At 71.2% G+C, this 17581-nt stretch carries 17 protein-coding genes and 1 tRNA gene; 5 read left to right on the top strand and 13 right to left on the bottom strand.

Going from position 1 to position 17581, the window contains the following annotated elements; translation table 11 throughout:
- Window positions 1–37: 37 nt before the first annotated feature.
- Window positions 38–1300: an SPFH domain-containing protein gene (locus tag ACFUJ1_RS28385; RefSeq protein WP_378650342.1), complete on the bottom strand. Its 1263-nt coding sequence runs from the start codon at window positions 1298–1300 to the stop codon at window positions 38–40.
- Window positions 1300–1731 carry an NfeD family protein gene (locus tag ACFUJ1_RS28390; protein WP_378650344.1) on the bottom strand — a complete coding sequence of 144 codons (432 nt, stop codon included), beginning with the start codon at window positions 1729–1731 and terminating at the stop codon, window positions 1300–1302. The genes ACFUJ1_RS28385 and ACFUJ1_RS28390 overlap by 1 nt, the downstream gene beginning before the upstream one ends.
- Window positions 1732–1820: 89 nt before the next feature.
- Here ACFUJ1_RS28390 and ACFUJ1_RS28395 point away from each other — a divergent pair, with 89 nt between their 5' ends.
- Together ACFUJ1_RS28395 and ACFUJ1_RS28400 are read left to right on the top strand one after the other, a co-directional pair.
- Window positions 1821–2648 (top strand): DUF3097 domain-containing protein, encoded by an 828-nt coding sequence (locus ACFUJ1_RS28395; protein ID WP_378650346.1) that lies wholly within the window; start codon window positions 1821–1823, stop codon window positions 2646–2648.
- 78 nt (window positions 2649–2726) lie between these two features.
- Window positions 2727–3539 (top strand): hypothetical protein, encoded by an 813-nt coding sequence (locus tag ACFUJ1_RS28400; RefSeq protein WP_378650348.1) that lies wholly within the window; start codon window positions 2727–2729, stop codon window positions 3537–3539.
- Between the two features lie 54 nt (window positions 3540–3593).
- On the opposite strand, the gene ACFUJ1_RS28405 is transcribed toward ACFUJ1_RS28400, so the two are convergent.
- The gene (locus ACFUJ1_RS28405; RefSeq protein ID WP_378650350.1) at window positions 3594–4217 is read right to left on the bottom strand and encodes a trimeric intracellular cation channel family protein; all 624 of its coding nucleotides are present in this window, start codon (window positions 4215–4217) and stop codon (window positions 3594–3596) included.
- Window positions 4218–4253: 36 nt separating this feature from the next.
- Window positions 4254–4949 carry a hypothetical protein gene (locus ACFUJ1_RS28410; RefSeq protein ID WP_378650352.1) on the bottom strand — a complete coding sequence of 232 codons (696 nt, stop codon included), beginning with the start codon at window positions 4947–4949 and terminating at the stop codon, window positions 4254–4256.
- A 64-nt stretch (window positions 4950–5013) separates the two neighbouring features.
- Here ACFUJ1_RS28410 and ACFUJ1_RS28415 point away from each other — a divergent pair.
- Window positions 5014–5090: transfer RNA gene (locus tag ACFUJ1_RS28415), tRNA-Met, on the top strand.
- Window positions 5091–5146: 56 nt separating this feature from the next.
- On the opposite strand, the gene ACFUJ1_RS28420 is transcribed toward ACFUJ1_RS28415, so the two are convergent.
- Window positions 5147–5677, bottom strand: coding sequence for a hypothetical protein (locus ACFUJ1_RS28420; RefSeq protein WP_378650354.1), 531 nt, complete (start codon window positions 5675–5677; stop codon window positions 5147–5149).
- A 22-nt stretch (window positions 5678–5699) separates the two neighbouring features.
- On the opposite strand from ACFUJ1_RS28420, the gene ACFUJ1_RS28425 reads away from it, so the two are divergent.
- The gene (locus tag ACFUJ1_RS28425; protein WP_378650356.1) at window positions 5700–5945 is read left to right on the top strand and encodes a hypothetical protein; all 246 of its coding nucleotides are present in this window, start codon (window positions 5700–5702) and stop codon (window positions 5943–5945) included.
- Between the two features lie 122 nt (window positions 5946–6067).
- On the opposite strand, the gene ACFUJ1_RS28430 is transcribed toward ACFUJ1_RS28425, so the two are convergent.
- The 8 genes from ACFUJ1_RS28430 to ACFUJ1_RS28465 all read right to left on the bottom strand — a co-directional run bounded on the left by ACFUJ1_RS28430 (window position 6068) and on the right by ACFUJ1_RS28465 (window position 14415).
- A complete protein-coding gene (locus tag ACFUJ1_RS28430; protein WP_378650358.1) occupies window positions 6068–7126 on the bottom strand; it encodes a ferrochelatase in 1059 nt (352 codons plus the stop codon).
- Between the two features lie 20 nt (window positions 7127–7146).
- Window positions 7147–7977 carry an NADH-dependent enoyl-ACP reductase InhA gene (gene inhA, locus ACFUJ1_RS28435; RefSeq protein WP_378650360.1) on the bottom strand — a complete coding sequence of 277 codons (831 nt, stop codon included), beginning with the start codon at window positions 7975–7977 and terminating at the stop codon, window positions 7147–7149.
- Between the two features lie 50 nt (window positions 7978–8027).
- Window positions 8028–8744, bottom strand: coding sequence for a 3-oxoacyl-ACP reductase FabG1 (gene fabG1 / locus ACFUJ1_RS28440; RefSeq protein ID WP_067649735.1), 717 nt, complete (start codon window positions 8742–8744; stop codon window positions 8028–8030).
- Window positions 8745–8891: 147 nt separating this feature from the next.
- A complete protein-coding gene (locus ACFUJ1_RS28445; RefSeq protein ID WP_378650362.1) occupies window positions 8892–9893 on the bottom strand; it encodes a VWA domain-containing protein in 1002 nt (333 codons plus the stop codon).
- The gene (locus ACFUJ1_RS28450) at window positions 9890–10846 is read right to left on the bottom strand and encodes a DUF58 domain-containing protein (protein ID WP_378650364.1); all 957 of its coding nucleotides are present in this window, start codon (window positions 10844–10846) and stop codon (window positions 9890–9892) included. The genes ACFUJ1_RS28445 and ACFUJ1_RS28450 overlap by 4 nt, the downstream gene beginning before the upstream one ends.
- A gap of 26 nt (window positions 10847–10872) precedes the next feature.
- The gene (locus tag ACFUJ1_RS28455; RefSeq protein WP_378650366.1) at window positions 10873–12066 is read right to left on the bottom strand and encodes an AAA family ATPase; all 1194 of its coding nucleotides are present in this window, start codon (window positions 12064–12066) and stop codon (window positions 10873–10875) included.
- Between the two features lie 87 nt (window positions 12067–12153).
- Window positions 12154–13581, bottom strand: a complete 1428-nt coding sequence (locus ACFUJ1_RS28460) for an NlpC/P60 family protein (RefSeq protein WP_378650368.1) — start codon at window positions 13579–13581, stop codon at window positions 12154–12156.
- A gap of 312 nt (window positions 13582–13893) precedes the next feature.
- The gene (locus tag ACFUJ1_RS28465; RefSeq protein WP_378650370.1) at window positions 13894–14415 is read right to left on the bottom strand and encodes a DUF6676 family protein; all 522 of its coding nucleotides are present in this window, start codon (window positions 14413–14415) and stop codon (window positions 13894–13896) included.
- 306 nt (window positions 14416–14721) lie between these two features.
- Here ACFUJ1_RS28465 and ACFUJ1_RS28470 point away from each other — a divergent pair, with 306 nt between their 5' ends.
- A complete protein-coding gene (locus ACFUJ1_RS28470; protein WP_378650372.1) occupies window positions 14722–17544 on the top strand; it encodes an aconitate hydratase in 2823 nt (940 codons plus the stop codon).
- Window positions 17545–17581: the final 37 nt, after the last annotated feature.

Consider the following 17581-nt stretch of genomic DNA (forward strand, 5'->3'; position numbering starts at 1 on the left):
GGGCGAGACCGATCGGTCTCGCCCCGCTCCGGAGCTGCTACTGGAAGGTGCCCGGCGGCTGCCACGGCTTGCCGTGCGGGTCGTCGGCCCTCGGCGCGGGGCGCGGCTGCTCCTCGGCGGGCGGCTCCTGCTGTTGCTGCTGCGCGGGCGAGAGCACCGGCCGGTGCGGCGCGGGGTCGCGCCGGGGCACCCCGGCCGGACCGGTGTCGACCGGGGTGCGTGCGGTCTCCTCCGCGGCGCGCACCGCCTGCGCGATGGCCGGGTCGGGCGCGGTGTCGAACCAGTCGGCCACCTCGTCGTCGCCGTCCTCCGGGCGGCTCTGCTCGACGTCGGCGGTGGGCGGCTCGTAGCGGAAGACGCCGTCGTCGCCCTGGCTGCCGAAGCTCTTCGCGAAGCCCTCCAGCGCCTTGCCGAAATCACTCGGCACCAGCCACACCTTGTTCGCGTCGCCCTTGGCGACCAGCGGCAGCGTCTGCATGTACTGGTAGGCGAGCAGCTCCGGGGTCGGCTTGCCCGACTTGATCGCGGCGAACACCTTCTCGATCGCCTTCGCCTGGCCCTGCGCCTGCAGGTAGGCGGCGGCGCGCTCGCCCTGGGCGCGCAGGATGCGGCTCTGCCGCTCGCCCTCGGCGGAGAGGATGTTGGACTGCTTGCCGCCCTCGGCGGCCAGGATCTGCGCCTGCTTGGCGCCCTCGGCGGTCTTGATCTGCGATTCCCGCGTGCCCTCCGCGGTCAGGATCATGGCCCGCTTCTCGCGGTCCGCCTTCATCTGCTTCTCCATCGACTCCTGGATCGACGGCGGCGGGTCGATGGCCTTGAGCTCGACCCTGGCGACCCGGAGCCCCCAGCGGCCGGTGGCCTCGTCGAGCACCCCGCGCAGCTGGTTGTTGATCTCGTCGCGGGAGGTCAGCGTCTCCTCCAGGGTCATCCCGCCGACCACGTTGCGCAGCGTGGTGACGGTGAGCTGCTCGACCGCGGCGATGTAGTTGCTGATCTCGTAGACCGCCGCCTGCGGGCTGGTGACCTGGAAGTAGACCACCGAGTCGATCTGCAGCGTCAGGTTGTCCTGGGTGATCACCGGCTGCGGCGGGAAGGAGACCACCCGCTCGCGCAGGTCGACCTTGGCGCGCACCCGGTCCGCGAACGGGACCAGGAAGGTCAGCTGCCCGGAGACGGTGCGCGAGTAGCGGCCGAGCCGCTCGATGACCGCGGCCTCGGCCTGCGGCACCAGCGCGATCGACTTGAACACCACCACGACGACCAGCAGGACGAGGACGGCGGCGACGATCAGTACAGCCATTACGGCCCCTTCCAGACGACGGCGGTCGCGCCGTCGATCTTCATCACGTACACGCTCGAACCCTCTTCGTAGGTTTCGTCCGGATTCAGCGGGCGCGCGGTCCACACCTCGCCGTCGATCTTGACCCGACCGGCGTGCTCGGCCACCCGCTGCAGCACCAGCGCGGTCTTGCCCGGCAGCGCGTCGACATTGGTGGCGTGCGGCGGCGGCGTGCCGAACTTGCGGCGCAGCACCGGGCGCACGCCGGCGAAGAGCACCAGCGTGATCGCGGCGAAGACCAGCGCGTCGGCCACCAGCGAGGTGTCCAGCGTCGCGCTCACCCCCGCGGTGCCGAGCGCGGCCAGCCCCAGCGTGAGCAGGGTCAGCTCCCCGGTGAAGATCTCCGCCGCCGCGAGCAGGATTCCCGCGACCAGCCAGACGATTGCGGCCACGCCCCAACTCTAGCCGCCGGGACCGGCGTTCCGGGCGGTAGCGCGCGGCGCGACCGGAACGGACCCACCGCGGGGTAGTTTCGGGAGCCGTGAGTGGGCGCGACAACTACGGCGGCGACATCTTCTCCGGGCACTCCGGGGCGAAGCGGCGGGCGGTGCCCGAGGTCACCGCGGAGCGCGATCTGGTGGTGGAGGACGCGGCGAGCGGATTCTGCGGTGCCGTGGTCGGATTCGACCGCAGCTACGACGGCGAGTTCGTGAAGCTGGAGGACCGGCGCGGCGCGGTCCGGCTGTTCGCGCTGCGCGCGGCGGCGTTCCTGCTCGACGGCGAGCCGGTCACCCTGGTCCGCCCCGCCGCGGCGCCGCCCGCCGCGGCGACCCGCTCGGCCTCCGGCTCCACCCGGGTGGACGGGCTGCGCGCCCGGGTCGCGCGCGGCAGCCGGATCTGGGTCGAGGGCGTGCACGACGCGGCGCTGGTGGAGCGGGTCTGGGGGCACGACCTCCGGGTCGAGGGCGTTGTGGTCGAGCACCTGGAGGGGCTGGACAACCTGGCCGCCCGGCTCGCCGAGTTCTCCCCCGGCCCCGGCCGCCGGGTCGGGGTGCTGGTCGACCACCTGATCACCGGAACCAAGGAGGACCGGCTGACCCAGGGGCTCGGGCCGTACGTGCTGGTCACCGGGCATCCCTACGTCGATGTGTGGCAGGCGGTGAAGCCTTCCGCGCTCGGCATCCCGGAGTGGCCGCCGGTGCCGCGCGGCGAGGACTGGAAGACCGGCATCTGCACCCGGTTGCGGTGGGGTTCGCCACAGGACGGCTGGCGGCGCGTGCAGGCCGGGGTCGACAGCTTCCGCGACCTGGAATCGCCGCTGATCGGCGCGGTGGAGCGGCTGATCGACTTCGTCACCGAACCGGAGTGACCCCGGGGCGATCCGGTTGCGGTGGTGCCGCCGTCGACGTCGCCCGCCGCTCGCGGACAGCCTCTATGCTCGAATGTCATGTGCTCCCCCAGTGCCACGCTGACGGTCTGGGCCGGCTCCTGGCTGGCCGGCTGCAGCGCGCCCGACGACGTCCTCGAGGCGCTGCAGGCCTGGTCGCCGACGCACACCATCGCGGCGGGCGACCCGGTGACCGGCGGCCGCACCGACCTGCCCTGGTCCGCGCACGGCAATGCAGGCGCCGGAATCATGGCGCTGCTCAAGGTGATCCGCGAGGCGATGGCCGAGCCGGGCGCCCGCATGCGGCTGGTCCTTCCGGTCCCCGGCGACCTGCGCGGCCTCCCGCCCGGCACCGCCTTCGCCGCGGACGCGCTGGAGGCCGAGGAGGGGCTGCTGATCGGGGTGCCCGGCGGCGACGGCACCGGGCTGATCCCGCACTGGACCGACGAGGGCACCCTGCAGTGGACCGTCTACAGCGCGCCGGTGCGCCCGGAGCACGGCCAGGACATGTCGCTCGGCGAGGCCGAGTACGCCATGCGCGAGGCCGTCCGGGACGCCGCCGACGCGCTGCAGCAGCTGCACACCACCGCCATGGGCGGCGGCTCCGGTGACCCGCGCGAGCTGATCGAGGCCGAGCTCGCCGACTACTCCAGGCACGACTACCCGGACTCGGTTCCGCTGCGCGCCAGGCGAATCCTGGACACCGCCGACCACGTCGCCGCCATTCTCACCGTCGCGCAGCGGGAGCCGGCCTCGCGCCCGACCTCGGCGGGCTCGATGGGCGCGCAGGAGACGCTGCTGCGCCCGCTCTGGGACGCCATCCGCGCCGCCAGGCTGGTCGCCGTGCACGCCGCCGCGGATCGCCCGGCCTGACGGCCCCGCGCACCCGGAGCCGCTCGGCCGGGAACCGCGCCGCTGGGGAGCCGCTCAGCCGGGGAGCCGGGGCCGGGGTGCGGTCGGCAGCCGCCAGCCGAAGAGCAGGCCGAGCAACCGCAGCCCGGTCGCCGCCACCGCGCCGGCGACCAGCCATACCGCCTGCGCGACATCGGTGTAGGTGCCGCCGAGCGCCACGATCGCCGCGCCGAGCAACGCGGGGACGGCGTAGAGATCCGCGGGCTGCAGCAGCAGCGGGATCTCGCGGACCAGCACGTCCCGCAGGATGCCGCCGCCCACCGCCGTGAGCAGCCCGACCAGCGTGGCCGCCGACGGGCTGCTGTGCAGGTCGAGCGCGATAGCCGCACCGGTCGCCGCGAACAGCCCCATCCCGACGGCGTCCAGGACCAGGACGGTCCGGCGCAGCGCGGTGAACGCGGGGTGGAAGAAGAAGACGGCAAGCGCCGCGACCGAGGCGATGCCGATCGGCACCCAGTCCTGCACCGCCGCCGGCGGCACCCGGCCGAGCAGCACGTCGCGCAGGATGCCGCCGCCAACCCCGGTCAGCACGCCGACCGTGACGATGCCCCACAGATCGAGGTCCTTGCGCACCCCGACCAGGGCGCCGGAGGCGGCGAAGACGGCGATACCCGCGCCGTTCAGGATTTCCTGCAGCACAGCAGCATCCTGCCGCACCCGCGCCGCCACGCACCGTCAGCGCGGCCGCTCCGGCCCGATCGGCAGGCCGGCTCCGACCCGCTGCTTCAGCGCGCGGAAGTCGCCGATGCCGTCGACCAGGAGAAGCGGGGTGCCGTCATCGGCCTCGTCGTCCAGCACCCGCAGGACGGAACGATCCAGGTGCTCGAGCAGGCGGGAGTCGTCCAGTTCGAGATACTCGGGTGCGTTGCCGATCGCGAGCCGCGGCCTGCCGACCACGACCTCGGCGGCCAGCTCGCCGCCGATGGTGAAGTGGTGTTCCTCGCCGTAGAAGAGCGCGCAGTGGACGGAGCCCCCGATATCCGCGCCGCAGTCGTTGTAATCGCCGATGACGCGGTTCGCGCGCAGGTCGCCGGTGATCTCCAGCCAGCCGGCGGTCACCACGTCGCGGGCCCGCAGATCGCCGCCGACCAGCAGGAAGGTCTCCGGGTCGTCGCTGTCGGAGTAGCAGCCGTCGACGGTCAGGTCATCGGTGACGACGAGCAGATACGCACCCGCCGCAGCCGGGTCCAGATCGCCGCTGACGTGCAGATCGCCCTCGACCACGACGAAATCACGCTCGTAGTCCTCGATTTCGTCCACGGCCTCGACCAGGCGGGCGCGCTTGCCCTCGTCCCGCACCGAGGCGATCAGCTCGAGCAGTCGTTTCCGCGACAGCTCGCCGCTCTTCCACCGCCTGGCATTCGTGATCACCCGGCCGAAGCTACCGGAGGCGATTTCGCATCTCGGCGGGCGGTGTGTAAGGTTATGAATGCAACGCGGGGTGGAGCAGCTCGGTAGCTCGCTGGGCTCATAACCCAGAGGTCGCAGGTTCAAATCCTGTCCCCGCTACCACGGTTCAGGCCAGAGAGATTTCGATCTCTCTGGCCTGAGTCATTTCCTCAGGGCGTTCAGCACGCGGTGAAGTAGCGCTCCAGCATGTCCGGCGCGCCGTCGGTCTTCGCCTGGGTCCAGCACCGGTTGTGCGGGAAGATCACGTAGGTGGTCCAGCTCGCGGCCGCGCGCCATACGATGCGCTGGCTGTCGCCGGGCACGTCCCACGCGATGACCGCCCAGGTGCCGTCGCATTCGCGCACCGTTGCGGTCGCGTTCCGCTGATAGTCGGCGAGGTCGAGGTCCCCGGCGATGCTCTGCGGGTCGCAATTCGACGTCGGCGCGGGGTTCTGGAAACGCAGCGAGCCGGTGACCGATTCGCCGTCCGTCGTCACGAAGAGCGTGTGCATGCCCTCCGGCACGGGGTCGGAGCCGGGCGGCGGAGTCATGCCGAAGTGGTAGCAGCCCACCGGCACCGGGAACGTGCTCCGCCCGTCGGCGTCGGTGCTGCCCGTCCAGCGCTCGACCTCCGGAATCCCCTCCGGTAACTCCCGCGAGGCGGGATCACACGGTGCGTAGCGGGCCAGCCGCACCGGAACGTTCGGCACCGCGGCACCTCCGACGGTGGCGGTGCGCAGCACGACCGTGCCGGACCCGGCGGTCGACGCGGGTTCGGTGGCCGGTGTCTCCGGGGTGGCGGAGGCCGGTACCGACGTCGACGATGCCGGTGCGGCGACGCTCGAGCGCGGCGCCGACGAGCCCGCGGGCGAGCCGGACTGTGCCGTTCCCGGCTGCGCCGTACTCGCCCCGCCGCCCTCGCACGCGGCGACCGCCGCGACCGCGCAGATGATGAAAACCGTGTGTACGAATCGCTGAAGTCGCACTGTCTCCCCCTGGTGTCGTGTTCGATTGACGCCTGTATATCGCCTGTTCGCGCACGGTATTACCAGGTGCGGAGCCCATTGTTTCGACGGCTTGTGCCTGCCGCCCCGCTTCCGTCAGGAGCTTGCGGGGCGGCGCGGGGGCGCGCAGCAGCCGACGGCGCAGGGGGCGCCGTCGGGGGTGGAGCCGAAGCCGGGGACCGCGCCGAGTTTGCGCGCGGGTGCGGCGTCGAGGTGCTCGGCGATCAGCTCGAGGACGAGCTTCGCGAAGCGCGGGTCGGCGCCGGGGGTGCCTGCGCGGGCGAAGGCCATGCCGAGTTCGCTGGCCCGCTCCTCGGCCTCGTTGTCCAGGTCCCAGATGACCTCGAGGTGGTCGGAGACGAAGCCGACCGGGCAGACCACGACGGCGTCGATTCCCTTGCCGCTCAGCGCATCCAGGTGGTCGACGATGTCCGGCTCCAGCCACGGGATCTGCGGGGGGCCGGAGCGCGACTGCCACACCACGTCGAAGTCGGAGAACCCGACGGCCTCGGCGCAGAGCCGGGCCGCCTCCGCGACCTGGCGCGAGTACAGCTGCCCGCCGAGCGCGGGCGGGCCCGCGGTGCCGTCCGCGGAGACCGGCACCGAGTGCGCGGTGAACACCAGCCGCGCCCGATCGCGCCGGTCGGCGGGCAGCTCGGCCAGCGCGGTGCGGATCGCGTCCGCGAACGCCGCGATCAGCAGCGGGTGGTCGAAGTACTGCCGCAACTTGACCAGCCGCGGCGCGGCGTCGCCGACCGCGCCGCGGGCGCGCGCGATGTCCTCGTGGTACTGCAGGCAGCCGGAGTACCCGCCCCACGCCGAGGTCGGGAAGACCAGCGCCGAGCGGACCCCGTCGGCCGCCATCCGCGCCACGGTGTCCTCGACCATGGGGTGCCAGTTCCGGTTGCCGAAATACACCGGCAGCTCCAGCCCGGCGGCCGCGATCTCCGCCTGCACCGCGGCGATGATCGCCAGGTTGAGCTCGTTGATCGGCGACCGCCCGCCGAAGTGGTGGTAGTGCTCGGCGACCGCGAGCAGCCGCTCGTGCGGGACATTGCGGCCCCTGGTCACGTTCTCCAGGAACGGCATCACGTCCTCGGGGCGCTCCGGGCCGCCGAACGACAGCAGCAGGAGTGCGTCGGCCGGTGCGGCCACGGGAGCCTCCTCGGGATCGGTCAGTTGAAGCTCTCCGGGAACCAGGTGTTGTGGCTGGCGCCGCCGTCGACGTAGACGATGGAGCCGGTGGTGGCGGGGAGCCAGTCGGAGAGCAGCGCCACGATGGACTTACCCACCGCGGTCGGGTCGTCCACGTTCCAGCCGATCGGCGAGGCGCCGTCCCAGTACTCGTTGAGCTGGCTCAGCTTCGCCGCGTCGTCGGTGGCGGTGCCCGCGATGGCCTTGGCGGCCAGCGTCTTGATCGGGCCTGCGGCGACCAGGTTGGAGCGGGCCCGCTTGGCCTCGCCGACCTCGCGCGCCACGTACCGGTTCACCGACTCCAGCGCGGCCTTGGCCACACCCATCCAGTTGTAGTAGGGCATGGCGGTGCGCGGGTCGAAGTCCATGCCGACCAGCGAGGCGCCCTCGTTCAGGACGGGCAGCACCGAGCGGGCCAGCGCGGCGTAGCTCCAGGCCGAGATCTCGAATGCCTTGGCCGCGTCCGGGCCGGGGCCCTCCAGGAACGGCTTGGAGCCGGGGCCCATCAGGGTGCGCGGGGCGAAGGCGATGGAGTGCAGCACGCCGTCGAGCCCCTGCGGGGCCAGCTCGCGCACCTTGCCCGCGAGCGCGTCCAGGTCGTCCTCGCTGGTGATGTCGAGGCCGATCGCGGGCGGGACCTCCTTCGGCAGCCGCTTGGCGATCCGGTCGATCAGCCGCAGCCGCTCCGGGATCCCGGTGATCAGCACCGTGGCGTCCTGCTCCTGCGCGATCGCCGCCGCGCGGAACGCGATGGACGCGTCGGTGATGATCCCGGTGATCAGGATGGTCTTGCCTTCGAGCAGTCCGCCCATGGGTTCTCGGTTCTCCTGAGGTTCGTTGAAGGGTGTCGGGGTGGGCCGGGTCAGTGACCCATGCCCATGCCGCCGTCGACCGGGATGATCGCGCCGGAGACGTAGGCCGAGTCCTCGGACGCCAGGAAGCTCACCACGTTGGCGACGTCCTCCGGCTTGCCGAGCCGCTGCAGCGGGATGAACTTCTTCGCGGTGTCGCGCAGGTCGTCACCGAGCTCGGCGGTCATGTCGGTCTCGATGAAGCCGGGCGCGACGACGTTCGCGGTGATGCTGCGCGAGCCGAGCTCGCGGGTGATCGAGCGGGCCATGCCGACCACGCCTGCCTTGGAGGCGGCGTAGTTGATCTGGCCGGGGCCGCCACCGAGGCCGACCACCGAGCCGAGGAAGATCATCCGGCCCCAGCGCGCCCGCAGCATGGCGCGGTTCGCCCGCTTGGCCACCCGGAAGGCGCCGGTCAGGTTGGCGTCGAGCACCCGGGTGAACTGCTCCTCGTCCATCCGCATGAGCAGCGTGTCGTCGGTGATACCGGCATTGGCGACCAGCACCTCGACCGGCCCCTGGTGCTGCTCCACCTCGGTGAACGCGGCATCCACCGACGCACTGTCGGTGACATCGCACTTCACCCCGAACAGCCCGTCGGGCACCCCCGACCCACGATGCGTCACGGCAACCTTGTGGCCGTCGGCGAGCAGACGCTGGGCGACCGCGAGGCCGATGCCGCGGTTTCCTCCGGTCACCAGGACCGAACGGGATGTGGTGTTCGACATGCCGATCAACCTACCCGCTCGGATCCCGCGTTCACGACGAGGCCACCAGGTTTGTCGGACCGTCATCCGCGCACGGGCGCCGCCGTGTGAGACTCCACAACGACGGCGACCCGCACCGGCACACCGGATTCGGCCGGTGGCCGCGGATCACGGCAGGCGCTGGCGGCGGAGCAGCCCGGTGAGCACGCCCGCGGCGACGAGGAGCATGCCGAGCAGCAGCCACGGGCGGCTGGCGTCGCCCCTGGTGAGCTCGTAGCCGATCTGCTCCTCGAGGGTGTCGTAGACCGAGGTCAGCTCCTGCAGCGAGGAGGCCGTGTAGAACTCGCCGCCGGAGAGGCGGGCGATCTCGCGCATGGCGTCGTCGTCCACCTCGACGCGGACGTCGTCGGTGCCGCCCTCGGGGCGGGGGATGTGCACGACGCCCCACTTGGTGCCGAAGGAGATCGTGGAGATGGGGACGTTCTTGGTCTTGGCGAGCCGGGCCGCGACGAACTCGTGCCTCGGATCGTCCTGGTCGTTGAAGTCGGGGACGGTCTGCTTGCCGTCCGACATCAGCACGATCCGGGCGGGCGGCGGCTCCTGCGCCCCGCCGAGCACCGAGGCGAGCGTGTCGATGGCCTGCAGCGCGGTGAGGATGCCCTCGCCGGTTGCGGTGCGCTCGGCGAGCTTGACGTTGTCGATCGAGGCCTTGACCGCCTCGTGGTTCGTCGTCGGCGAGACCATCACCGATGCGGTGCCCGCGAAGCTCACGAAGCCGATGTTCAGCCCCTCGGGCAGCCCGTCGACGAAGTCCTTACCGGCCTTCTGCGCCACCTGCAGGCGGTTCGGCGCCACGTCGGTGGCCTCCATGGAGAGCGAGACGTCCATGACCAGCATGACGGTGGCCCGATTCCGCGGCACCTTCTGCACGCTGGTCGGGCCTGCCGCGGCGATGGTCAGGAAGATCAGCCCGACCAGCATGAGCGCGATCGGCGCGTGCCGGAACGGGCTCGGCCGCGCGGGCGCGACCTTCTCCAGCAGCTCCATGTTGCCGAAGCGCAGCATCTGCCTGTGCCTGCCGCGCTGGACCAGCACGTAGCCGAGCACGATGAGCGCGACGACGGCGAGGAATCCGAGCCAGATCGGTGCGTTGAAGTGGGAAATGCTCACTGCCGAGGCACCCCGCCGGTCGGGGCGCCGAAGCTGTGGCGCCGGGTGGACACGAACCGGACCACGTCGGCGATCCAGTCCCGGTCGGTACGCAGCGGGAGCACCGGCGCGCCGCAGCTGCGCAGCGCCTGCTCCACCTGGGCGCGGTGCTGCTCCGCGGCGGCCGCGTAGTCGGCCCGCAGGGTGCTGGTGACGCTGAACTCGCGGGTGCGCCCGGTCTCCGGGTCGTGCAGCACGATGTCGCCGACATCGGGCAGGGTCAGGTCGCGCGGGTCGAGCACCTCGACGGCGAGCAGGTCGTGCCGCGCCGAGATGGCGCGCAGCGAGCGCTGCCAGTCGATATCGCCGAGGAAGTCGCTGATGATCACCGCGAGGCCGCGCTTGCGCTGCGGCCTGCGCAGCGATTCGATGCCAGCCTTCAGGTCGCCGCGGACGCCGTCGGCGGCGTGCGGAGTGGTGGCGATGTCGCGCAGCAGCGACTGCGCGTGTACCCGCCCGCTGCGCGCCGGAATCCGCACCAGCCGGTCGCCGGTCGCGACGACCGCGCCGATCCGGTTGCCGCCGCCGCTGGTCAGGTGGGTGACGGCGGCCGCGGCGGCGATCGCGAGATCGCGCTTCTGGCACAGCGCGGTGCCGAAGTCGAGGCTGGCCGAGAGGTCGACCACGATCCAGGTCTCCAGCTCGCGGTCGGCGATCATCTGCCTGACGTGCGGGTTGGTGGTGCGGGCGGTGACCGACCAGTCCATCTGGCGCACGTCGTCGCCGGGCTGGTAGATCCGCGCCTCCCCCGGCTCCGAGCCGGGGCCGGGGATGAGCCCGAGGTGGTCGCCGTGCAGCACGCCGTCGAGCCGGCGCCGCACGGTGAGCTCGAGCGTCTTCAGCGCCGCCGTCAGCTTCGGGTCGGTGAGTTCACCGGCCCGGAACGAGGGCGGGGCATGGTTCGGGTTCGGCACGCGGGCAACCGGTTCGGAGGCTGCCGTCACTGCGACTGGTTGTTGCCGGCGGCCTGCGGAACCGGCGCGCCCTGCGGATGCTGCTGCGGCGCGGGCTGCGGCGGCACGCCCTGCTGCTGCTGGTACGGCTGCTGCTGGGCGGGCGCGGGCGGGGCGCCCGCGCCGTTGCTGCCCGCGACCGCCTGCGGGGCGACCTGCGGCAGCCCGACGGTCTGCAGCACCCGGCGGATCACGTCCTCCGGCGAGACCTCGTCGGCGAGCGCGTCGTAGGAGAGCACCAGCCGGTGCCGCAGCACGTCCGGGATCACCTCGACGACATCCTGCGGGACCACGTAGTCGCGGCCGCGGATCAGCGCCACCGAGCGGGCGGCGGCGATGATGCCGAGGCTGGCGCGTGGCGAGGCGCCGTAGGCGATCCAGCTCGCGACGTCCTGCATGCCGAACTCCAGCGGCTTGCGGGTCGCGGCGATCACCCGGACCACGTAGTCGACCAGCGCGTGGTGCACGAAGGTGCTCGCGGCGACCTTCTGCAGCCGAATCAGCTCGACGGGATCGAGGATCCGGGAGGCGGTGGGCGGGGTGACGCCCATCCGGTAGATGATCTCGCGCTCCTCCTCGACCGTGGGGTAATCCACCACGACCTTGAAGAGGAAGCGGTCGCGCTGCGCCTCGGGCAGCGGGTAGACGCCCTCGCTCTCGATCGGGTTCTGGGTCGCCATGACCAGGAACGGATCGGGCATCGGGTAGGTCTTGCCGCCGATCGAGACGTGCCGCTCGGCCATCACCTCGAGCAGCGCCGACTGCACCTTGGCGGGCGCGCGGTTGATCTCGTCGGCGAGCACGAAGTTCGCGACCACCGGGCCGAGCTCGGTGTCGAACTCCTCGCGGCCCTGGCGGTAGATCCTGGTGCCGACGAGGTCGGTGGGCACCAGGTCCGGGGTGAACTGCACCCGGGAGAAGGAGCCGCCGACCACGGTGGCGAAGGTCTCGACGGCGAGCGTCTTGGCGATGCCCGGCACGCCCTCCAGCAGCACGTGGCCGCGCGCGAGCACGCCGACGAGCAGCCGCTCGACGAGCCGGTCCTGACCCACGATGACCCGCTTGACCTCGTAGATCGCCTTCTCGAGGAGCTGCACGTCGCGCTCGAGGGTGCTTCCGGGTGCGGGCGGTTCCTTCGCTAGTCCTGCCCCGCTCACACCATCCGTCGAAGTCACCAACATCCCCGCTTTCGCCTCGGTCCTGTGCGTGCTGCCACAACTATTCCAGGTAATGGGCCGCGCCGCCGCAACCGGTGCGACTTCTCCCGGTCAGCCGGTGACGATGCGCACCGCGTACGGCATGATCCCGCCCGTGCGGACCGGCGACACCTTGACGACGTCACCGGACTGCGGTGCTTCGATCATGGTGCCGTCGCCGAGGTAGAGCGCGACGTGCTGACTCCCGCCCGAACCCCAGAAGAGCATGTCGCCGCGGCGCCGCTGCTCGACCGGGACGCGGGTACCCGCGTTGTATTGGTAGCCACTGTAGTGCGGCAGCGCCACCCCGATACCGGCGAAGGCGTAGAGCATCAGCCCGGAGCAGTCGAAGCCGACCTTCTTGTAGTCGCCGTGCTCGTCGGCGACGCCGCCGTCCTTGATCCCGAGGGTGGGGCCGTCCTCGTCGCCGCCGCCCCAGGCGTAGGTGACGCCGAGCTGGGACATGGCCCGGTCGACCACGGTCTCGACGGCGCCGGAGCCGTGCACCGACGGCGAGGACGGCTTCGGCTTCTTCGGCTTGCTCGGCGCGGACGGCGTCGCCTCCAGCTGGGTGTGCGGCCTGCTGCCCTGGTTCAGCGTGGCGGCGCGGTCGCGCGCGGCCTGGTCGACGGCGGCGCGGGCGGCGGCAGCGGCCGCGGCGGCTCTGATCGCCGCCTCCTCGGCCTTGCGCTGCCGATCCCAGTCGATCCAGACGGCGCGCTGGTCCTGCAGGCCGGAGACGGTGGAGCGGGCGCTGTCGAGCCTGCCCTGGGCGGCGTCCCGCGCCTGCTGGAGGACGTTGCGCTGCACGGTCTGCCGGTCCAGCTCGGCGCCGGCCGCGGCCACCGCGTCCTGCGCCGCGTCCTTCTTGACCTCGGCGTCGGCGGCCGCCGCGTCGGCGACCGACTTCGCCTGCCGCGCCTCGGAGTTGCGGTTGCCCTGGTCGAGCTGCGCGCGGCGCAGCCCGTCCAGCACCGACTGCTGCCGCTTGGAGACCAGGTCGAGCACCTGGGCCCGGTCCAGCGCGGCGTCCGGGGTGGCGGCGGAGAGGTAGCTGACCATCGTGGTCGCGCCGGGGCGGGTGTAGGCCTCGGTGGCGAAGTCGTCGAAGTCGGAACGCGCCCTGACCACCTGGTCGCCGGCGGCGGAGAGCGACTGCACGGTGTCGGTCACGTGCGCGGCGGCGGTATCCGCGACGTCCCTGGCGTTCTGCAGGTCGACCAGCGCCTTGTTGACCTCCTCGCGGGTGCGGGCGACGGCGTCGTCGAGCACCTGGAGCTGCTGGTCGGCGACGGCGACGTCGTTGACCAGGCCGCTCACCTCGGTGACGCCGGAGTCCACCTGCGACCCGGCCCGCGCGATGTCCTGATCGCTCGGGTTCGGTGGCGGGGGCGGCACCGCGAACGCCTGGCCGGTGCCGACCAGCAACACCGCGGCGACCAGCAATCCCGCAGCGACACGTAGGGGACGGCCATTCTTCGATTTGCCACTGTTACGCATCGGCACCTCCAGCGGGACACCACTACTCAGAAGCAACAGCAGACCCGCCGGGAACGAGGGTTGCTTTGAAGCCCTTCTCCCTCTATTTCCCCAGGCGCATCACGTTGAACCGTACGTCACAGGATTAACCGGCGGTACTTTCGCGAGCGAACTACACCCGCGTAATTCGGTCGTTGCTACCAATTTGCCGGATGGGTGTCGAGAAGTTCCGCCTAAAACGAACCGGTCGTTCTGAAAGTTAGCTGGCGCAGCGACCGAGGGCCGGAAAAAGCCGCCACCGGAAGCGGTGGCGGCGTGTCGGACCCGAACGGATCAGTGCGGTCCGGCATGCTCCGTAGCCCGCCTGCGCGCCTTGAGCCAGGCCAGCCCGCCGACCAGCAGCACGGTGATCGCGATGAGCACACCGGTCAGCACCGACCAGGAGATGCCATCGGGCCGCTCCAGCCGATCGGCGAAGATCCCGACCGCCTCGGCGGTGTCGCCGCCCTTGTACTTGGCGGTGTCCTCGGCCCACTCCAGCCGGACCCGGCTGATGCTGTCGCTGTCGGTGCCGATCCAGTCGTCGCTGAAGACCGCGACGGTGCCGTGCTCGAACTTGCCGACCTCGGTCGCCAGATCGCGCAGCTGCGAGTCGTGCCACGGATTCCCCGGCACGACCACCACGCTCAGCTCGATGCCGTCGGCCCGCGCCCGGGCCACCAGATCGGCCAGCTCCCGCTGGTCCTTGCCGCTCGGCGCGGCGACGTGATCGCCCGCCAGGTCCGCGCGGATCTCGTCGAGGTCGGCGCCCTCGGGCAGGCCGGTGGCCATGGGGCCGAAAACCGAGTTGGTCACGACGGTCGCATCCATCCGATCTCGCGTCGCCTCGACAGCGGAGGCTCCTGGTTCCTACAGTGGCAGCGGTTCTCCGGCATCCGACCGGCACACGCCCGAGAGCACAGTACGCGACCGGGCCGCCCCGGCTTTTCCAGCGGCACGCCGGGAGGCCCCTCAGCGTTCATAGGACAAGCGTACTGTTAAGGTCGTAGCCGCGAGGAAAGCGGCGTACCGAGGCCTTCGGAACGCCGCAAGACCCTCGAAAGACTCGGTCACCGGCACAGCCCCGCCGATGACCAACCCTCATAGACGAGTGGAGCTGACGTGACGACGAGTAACGATACCTTCGGCGCCAAGGGCACCCTCGAGGTCGGAAGCAACTCCTACGAGATCTTCCGGCTCTCGGCCGTGCCAGGCACCGAGAAACTCCCCTACGCCCTCAAGGTGCTCGCGGAGAACCTGCTGCGCACCGAGGACGGCGCCAACATCACCGCCGACCACATCCGCGCGATCGCGGAGTGGGAGCCATCGGCCGACCCGAGCATCGAGATCCAGTTCACCCCGGCCCGGGTGATCATGCAGGACTTCACCGGCGTCCCCTGCATCGTCGACCTGGCCACCATGCGCGAGGCCGTCACCACCCTCGGCGGCGACCCGAACAAGGTCAACCCGCTCTCCCCCGCCGACATGGTCATCGACCACTCGGTGATCCTGGACGTCTTCGGCCGCGCCGACGCGCTGGAGCGCAACGTCGACCTGGAGTACCAGCGCAACGGCGAGCGCTACCAGTTCCTGCGCTGGGGCCAGGGCGCCTTCGACGACTTCAAGGTCGTCCCGCCCGGCATGGGCATCGTGCACCAGGTGAACATCGAGTACCTGGCCCCGACCGTCATGGTCCGCAACGGCCAGGCCTACCCGGACACCTGCGTCGGCACCGACTCGCACACCACCATGGTCAACGGCCTCGGCGTGCTCGGCTGGGGTGTCGGCGGCATCGAGGCCGAGGCGGCCATGCTCGGCCAGCCGGTCTCCATGCTGATCCCGCGCGTGGTCGGCTTCAAGCTGACCGGCGAGATCCAGCCCGGCGTGACCGCGACCGACGTCGTGCTCACCGTCACCGAGATGCTGCGCAAGCACGGCGTCGTCGGCAAGTTCGTGGAGTTCTACGGCGCCGGCGTCGCCGAGGTGCCGCTGGCCAACCGCGCCACCCTCGGCAACATGAGCCCGGAGTTCGGCTCCACCGCCGCGATCTTCCCGATCGACGGCGAGACCATCAACTACCTGCGCCTCACCGGCCGCAGCGACGAGCAGCTCGCGCTCGTCGAGGCGTACGCCAGGGAGCAGGGGATGTGGCACGACGCCGAGCGCGAGCCCGCCTACTCCGAGTACCTCGAGCTGGACCTGAACACCGTGGTGCCGTCCATCGCGGGCCCGAAGCGCCCGCAGGACCGGATCCTGCTCAGCGAGTCCAAGGTGGCGTTCCGCAAGGACATCCACAGCTACACCAGCGACGCCGAGGGCGCGATCGCCGCGGACACCCCGCACACCCAGCTGGACGAGGCGGTCGAGGAGTCCTTCCCGGCCAGCGACCCGGCCACGCTGTCCTTCGCCGACGACGGCGCGGTGGACGTGACCCCGTCCGCGGCGAGCAATGCCGTCGGCCGCCCGACCAAGCCGGTCGGCGTACGCTCGGAGGAGCGCGGCGACTTCGTGCTCGACCACGGCGCCGTTGTGGTCGCGGGCATCACCTCCTGCACCAACACCTCGAACCCGTCGGTCATGCTCGGCGCCGCCCTGCTCGCCCGCAACGCGGTGGAGAAGGGGCTGACCAGCAAGCCGTGGGTCAAGACGAACATGGCGCCCGGCTCGCAGGTGGTCTCGGACTACTACGAGAAGGCGGGGCTCTGGCCCTACCTGGAGAAGCTCGGCTTCTACCTGGGCGGCTACGGCTGCACCACCTGCATCGGCAACACCGGGCCGCTGCCGGAGGAGATCTCCGCGGCGATCAACGACAACGACCTCTCGGTCACCGCGGTGCTCTCGGGCAACCGCAACTTCGAGGGCCGCATCTCCCCCGACGTGAAGATGAACTACCTGGCCTCGCCGCCGCTGGTGATCGCCTACGCGCTCGCGGGCACCATGGACTTCGACTTCGAGACCGACCCGCTGGGCCAGGACACCGAGGGCAACGACGTCTTCCTGAAGGACATCTGGCCCTCGGCCCAGGAGATCGACGACACCATCAAGTCGACGATCAGCCAGGACATGTTCCGCAAGTCCTACGCCACCATCTTCGACGGTGACGAGCGCTGGCAGAACCTGGACACCCCGAAGGGCGACACCTTCGCGTGGGACCCGAACTCGACCTACGTGCGCAAGGCGCCGTACTTCGACGGCATGGAGATGGAGCCTGCCCCGGTCACCGATATCACCGGCGCCCGTGTGCTCGCGCTGCTCGGCGACTCGGTGACCACCGACCACATCAGCCCGGCCGGGCCGATCAAGCCGGGCACCCCGGCCGCGCAGTACCTGGACGAGCACGGCGTCGAGCGCAAGGACTACAACTCGCTCGGCTCGCGGCGCGGCAACCACGAGGTGATGATCCGCGGCACCTTCGCCAACATCCGGCTGCGCAACCAGCTGCTCGACGACGTCTCGGGCGGCTACACCCGCGACTTCACCCAGGAGGGCGGCCCGCAGGCGTTCATCTACGACGCCTCGCAGAACTACCAGGCGGCCGGGATCCCGCTGGTCGTGCTCGGCGGCAAGGAGTACGGCTCCGGCTCCTCACGCGACTGGGCGGCCAAGGGCACCAGCCTGCTCGGCGTGCGCGCGGTGATCACCGAGTCGTTCGAGCGGATCCACCGCTCGAACCTGATCGGCATGGGCGTGATCCCGCTGCAGTTCCCGGCGGGCGAGTCGGCCAAGTCGCTCGGGCTGACCGGCACCGAGGTGTTCGACATCGCAGGCATCACCGCGCTGAACGAGGGCAAGACCCCGAAGACGCTGACGGTGACCGCCACCAAGGAGGACGGCGAGAAGGTCACCTTCGACGCGGTCGTCCGGATCGACACCCCCGGTGAGGCGGACTACTACCGCAACGGCGGCATCCTGCAGTACGTGCTGCGCAATATGATCCGCGGCTGACCCGCAGGTTCCGTCACGGAGGGTCCGTGCATCGCGT

It is taken from the genome of Nocardia sp. NPDC057227, from assembly GCF_042669725.1.
Taxonomy (GTDB): domain Bacteria; phylum Actinomycetota; class Actinomycetes; order Mycobacteriales; family Mycobacteriaceae; genus Nocardia; species Nocardia asteroides_A.

Coding starts and splice junctions, on each gene's coding strand:
- ACFUJ1_RS28400 (WP_378650348.1), top strand. CDS start 2,727: ATGTGCTCCCCCAGTGCCACGCTGACGGTCTGGGCCGGCTCCTGGCTG.
- ACFUJ1_RS28385 (WP_378650342.1), bottom strand. CDS start 1,300: ATGGCTGTACTGATCGTCGCCGCCGTCCTCGTCCTGCTGGTCGTCGTG.
- ACFUJ1_RS28455 (WP_378650366.1), bottom strand. CDS start 12,066: ATGTTGGTGACTTCGACGGATGGTGTGAGCGGGGCAGGACTAGCGAAG.
- inhA (WP_378650360.1), bottom strand. CDS start 7,977: ATGGGCGGACTGCTCGAAGGCAAGACCATCCTGATCACCGGGATCATC.
- fabG1 (WP_067649735.1), bottom strand. CDS start 8,744: ATGTCGAACACCACATCCCGTTCGGTCCTGGTGACCGGAGGAAACCGC.
- ACFUJ1_RS28460 (WP_378650368.1), bottom strand. CDS start 13,581: ATGCGTAACAGTGGCAAATCGAAGAATGGCCGTCCCCTACGTGTCGCT.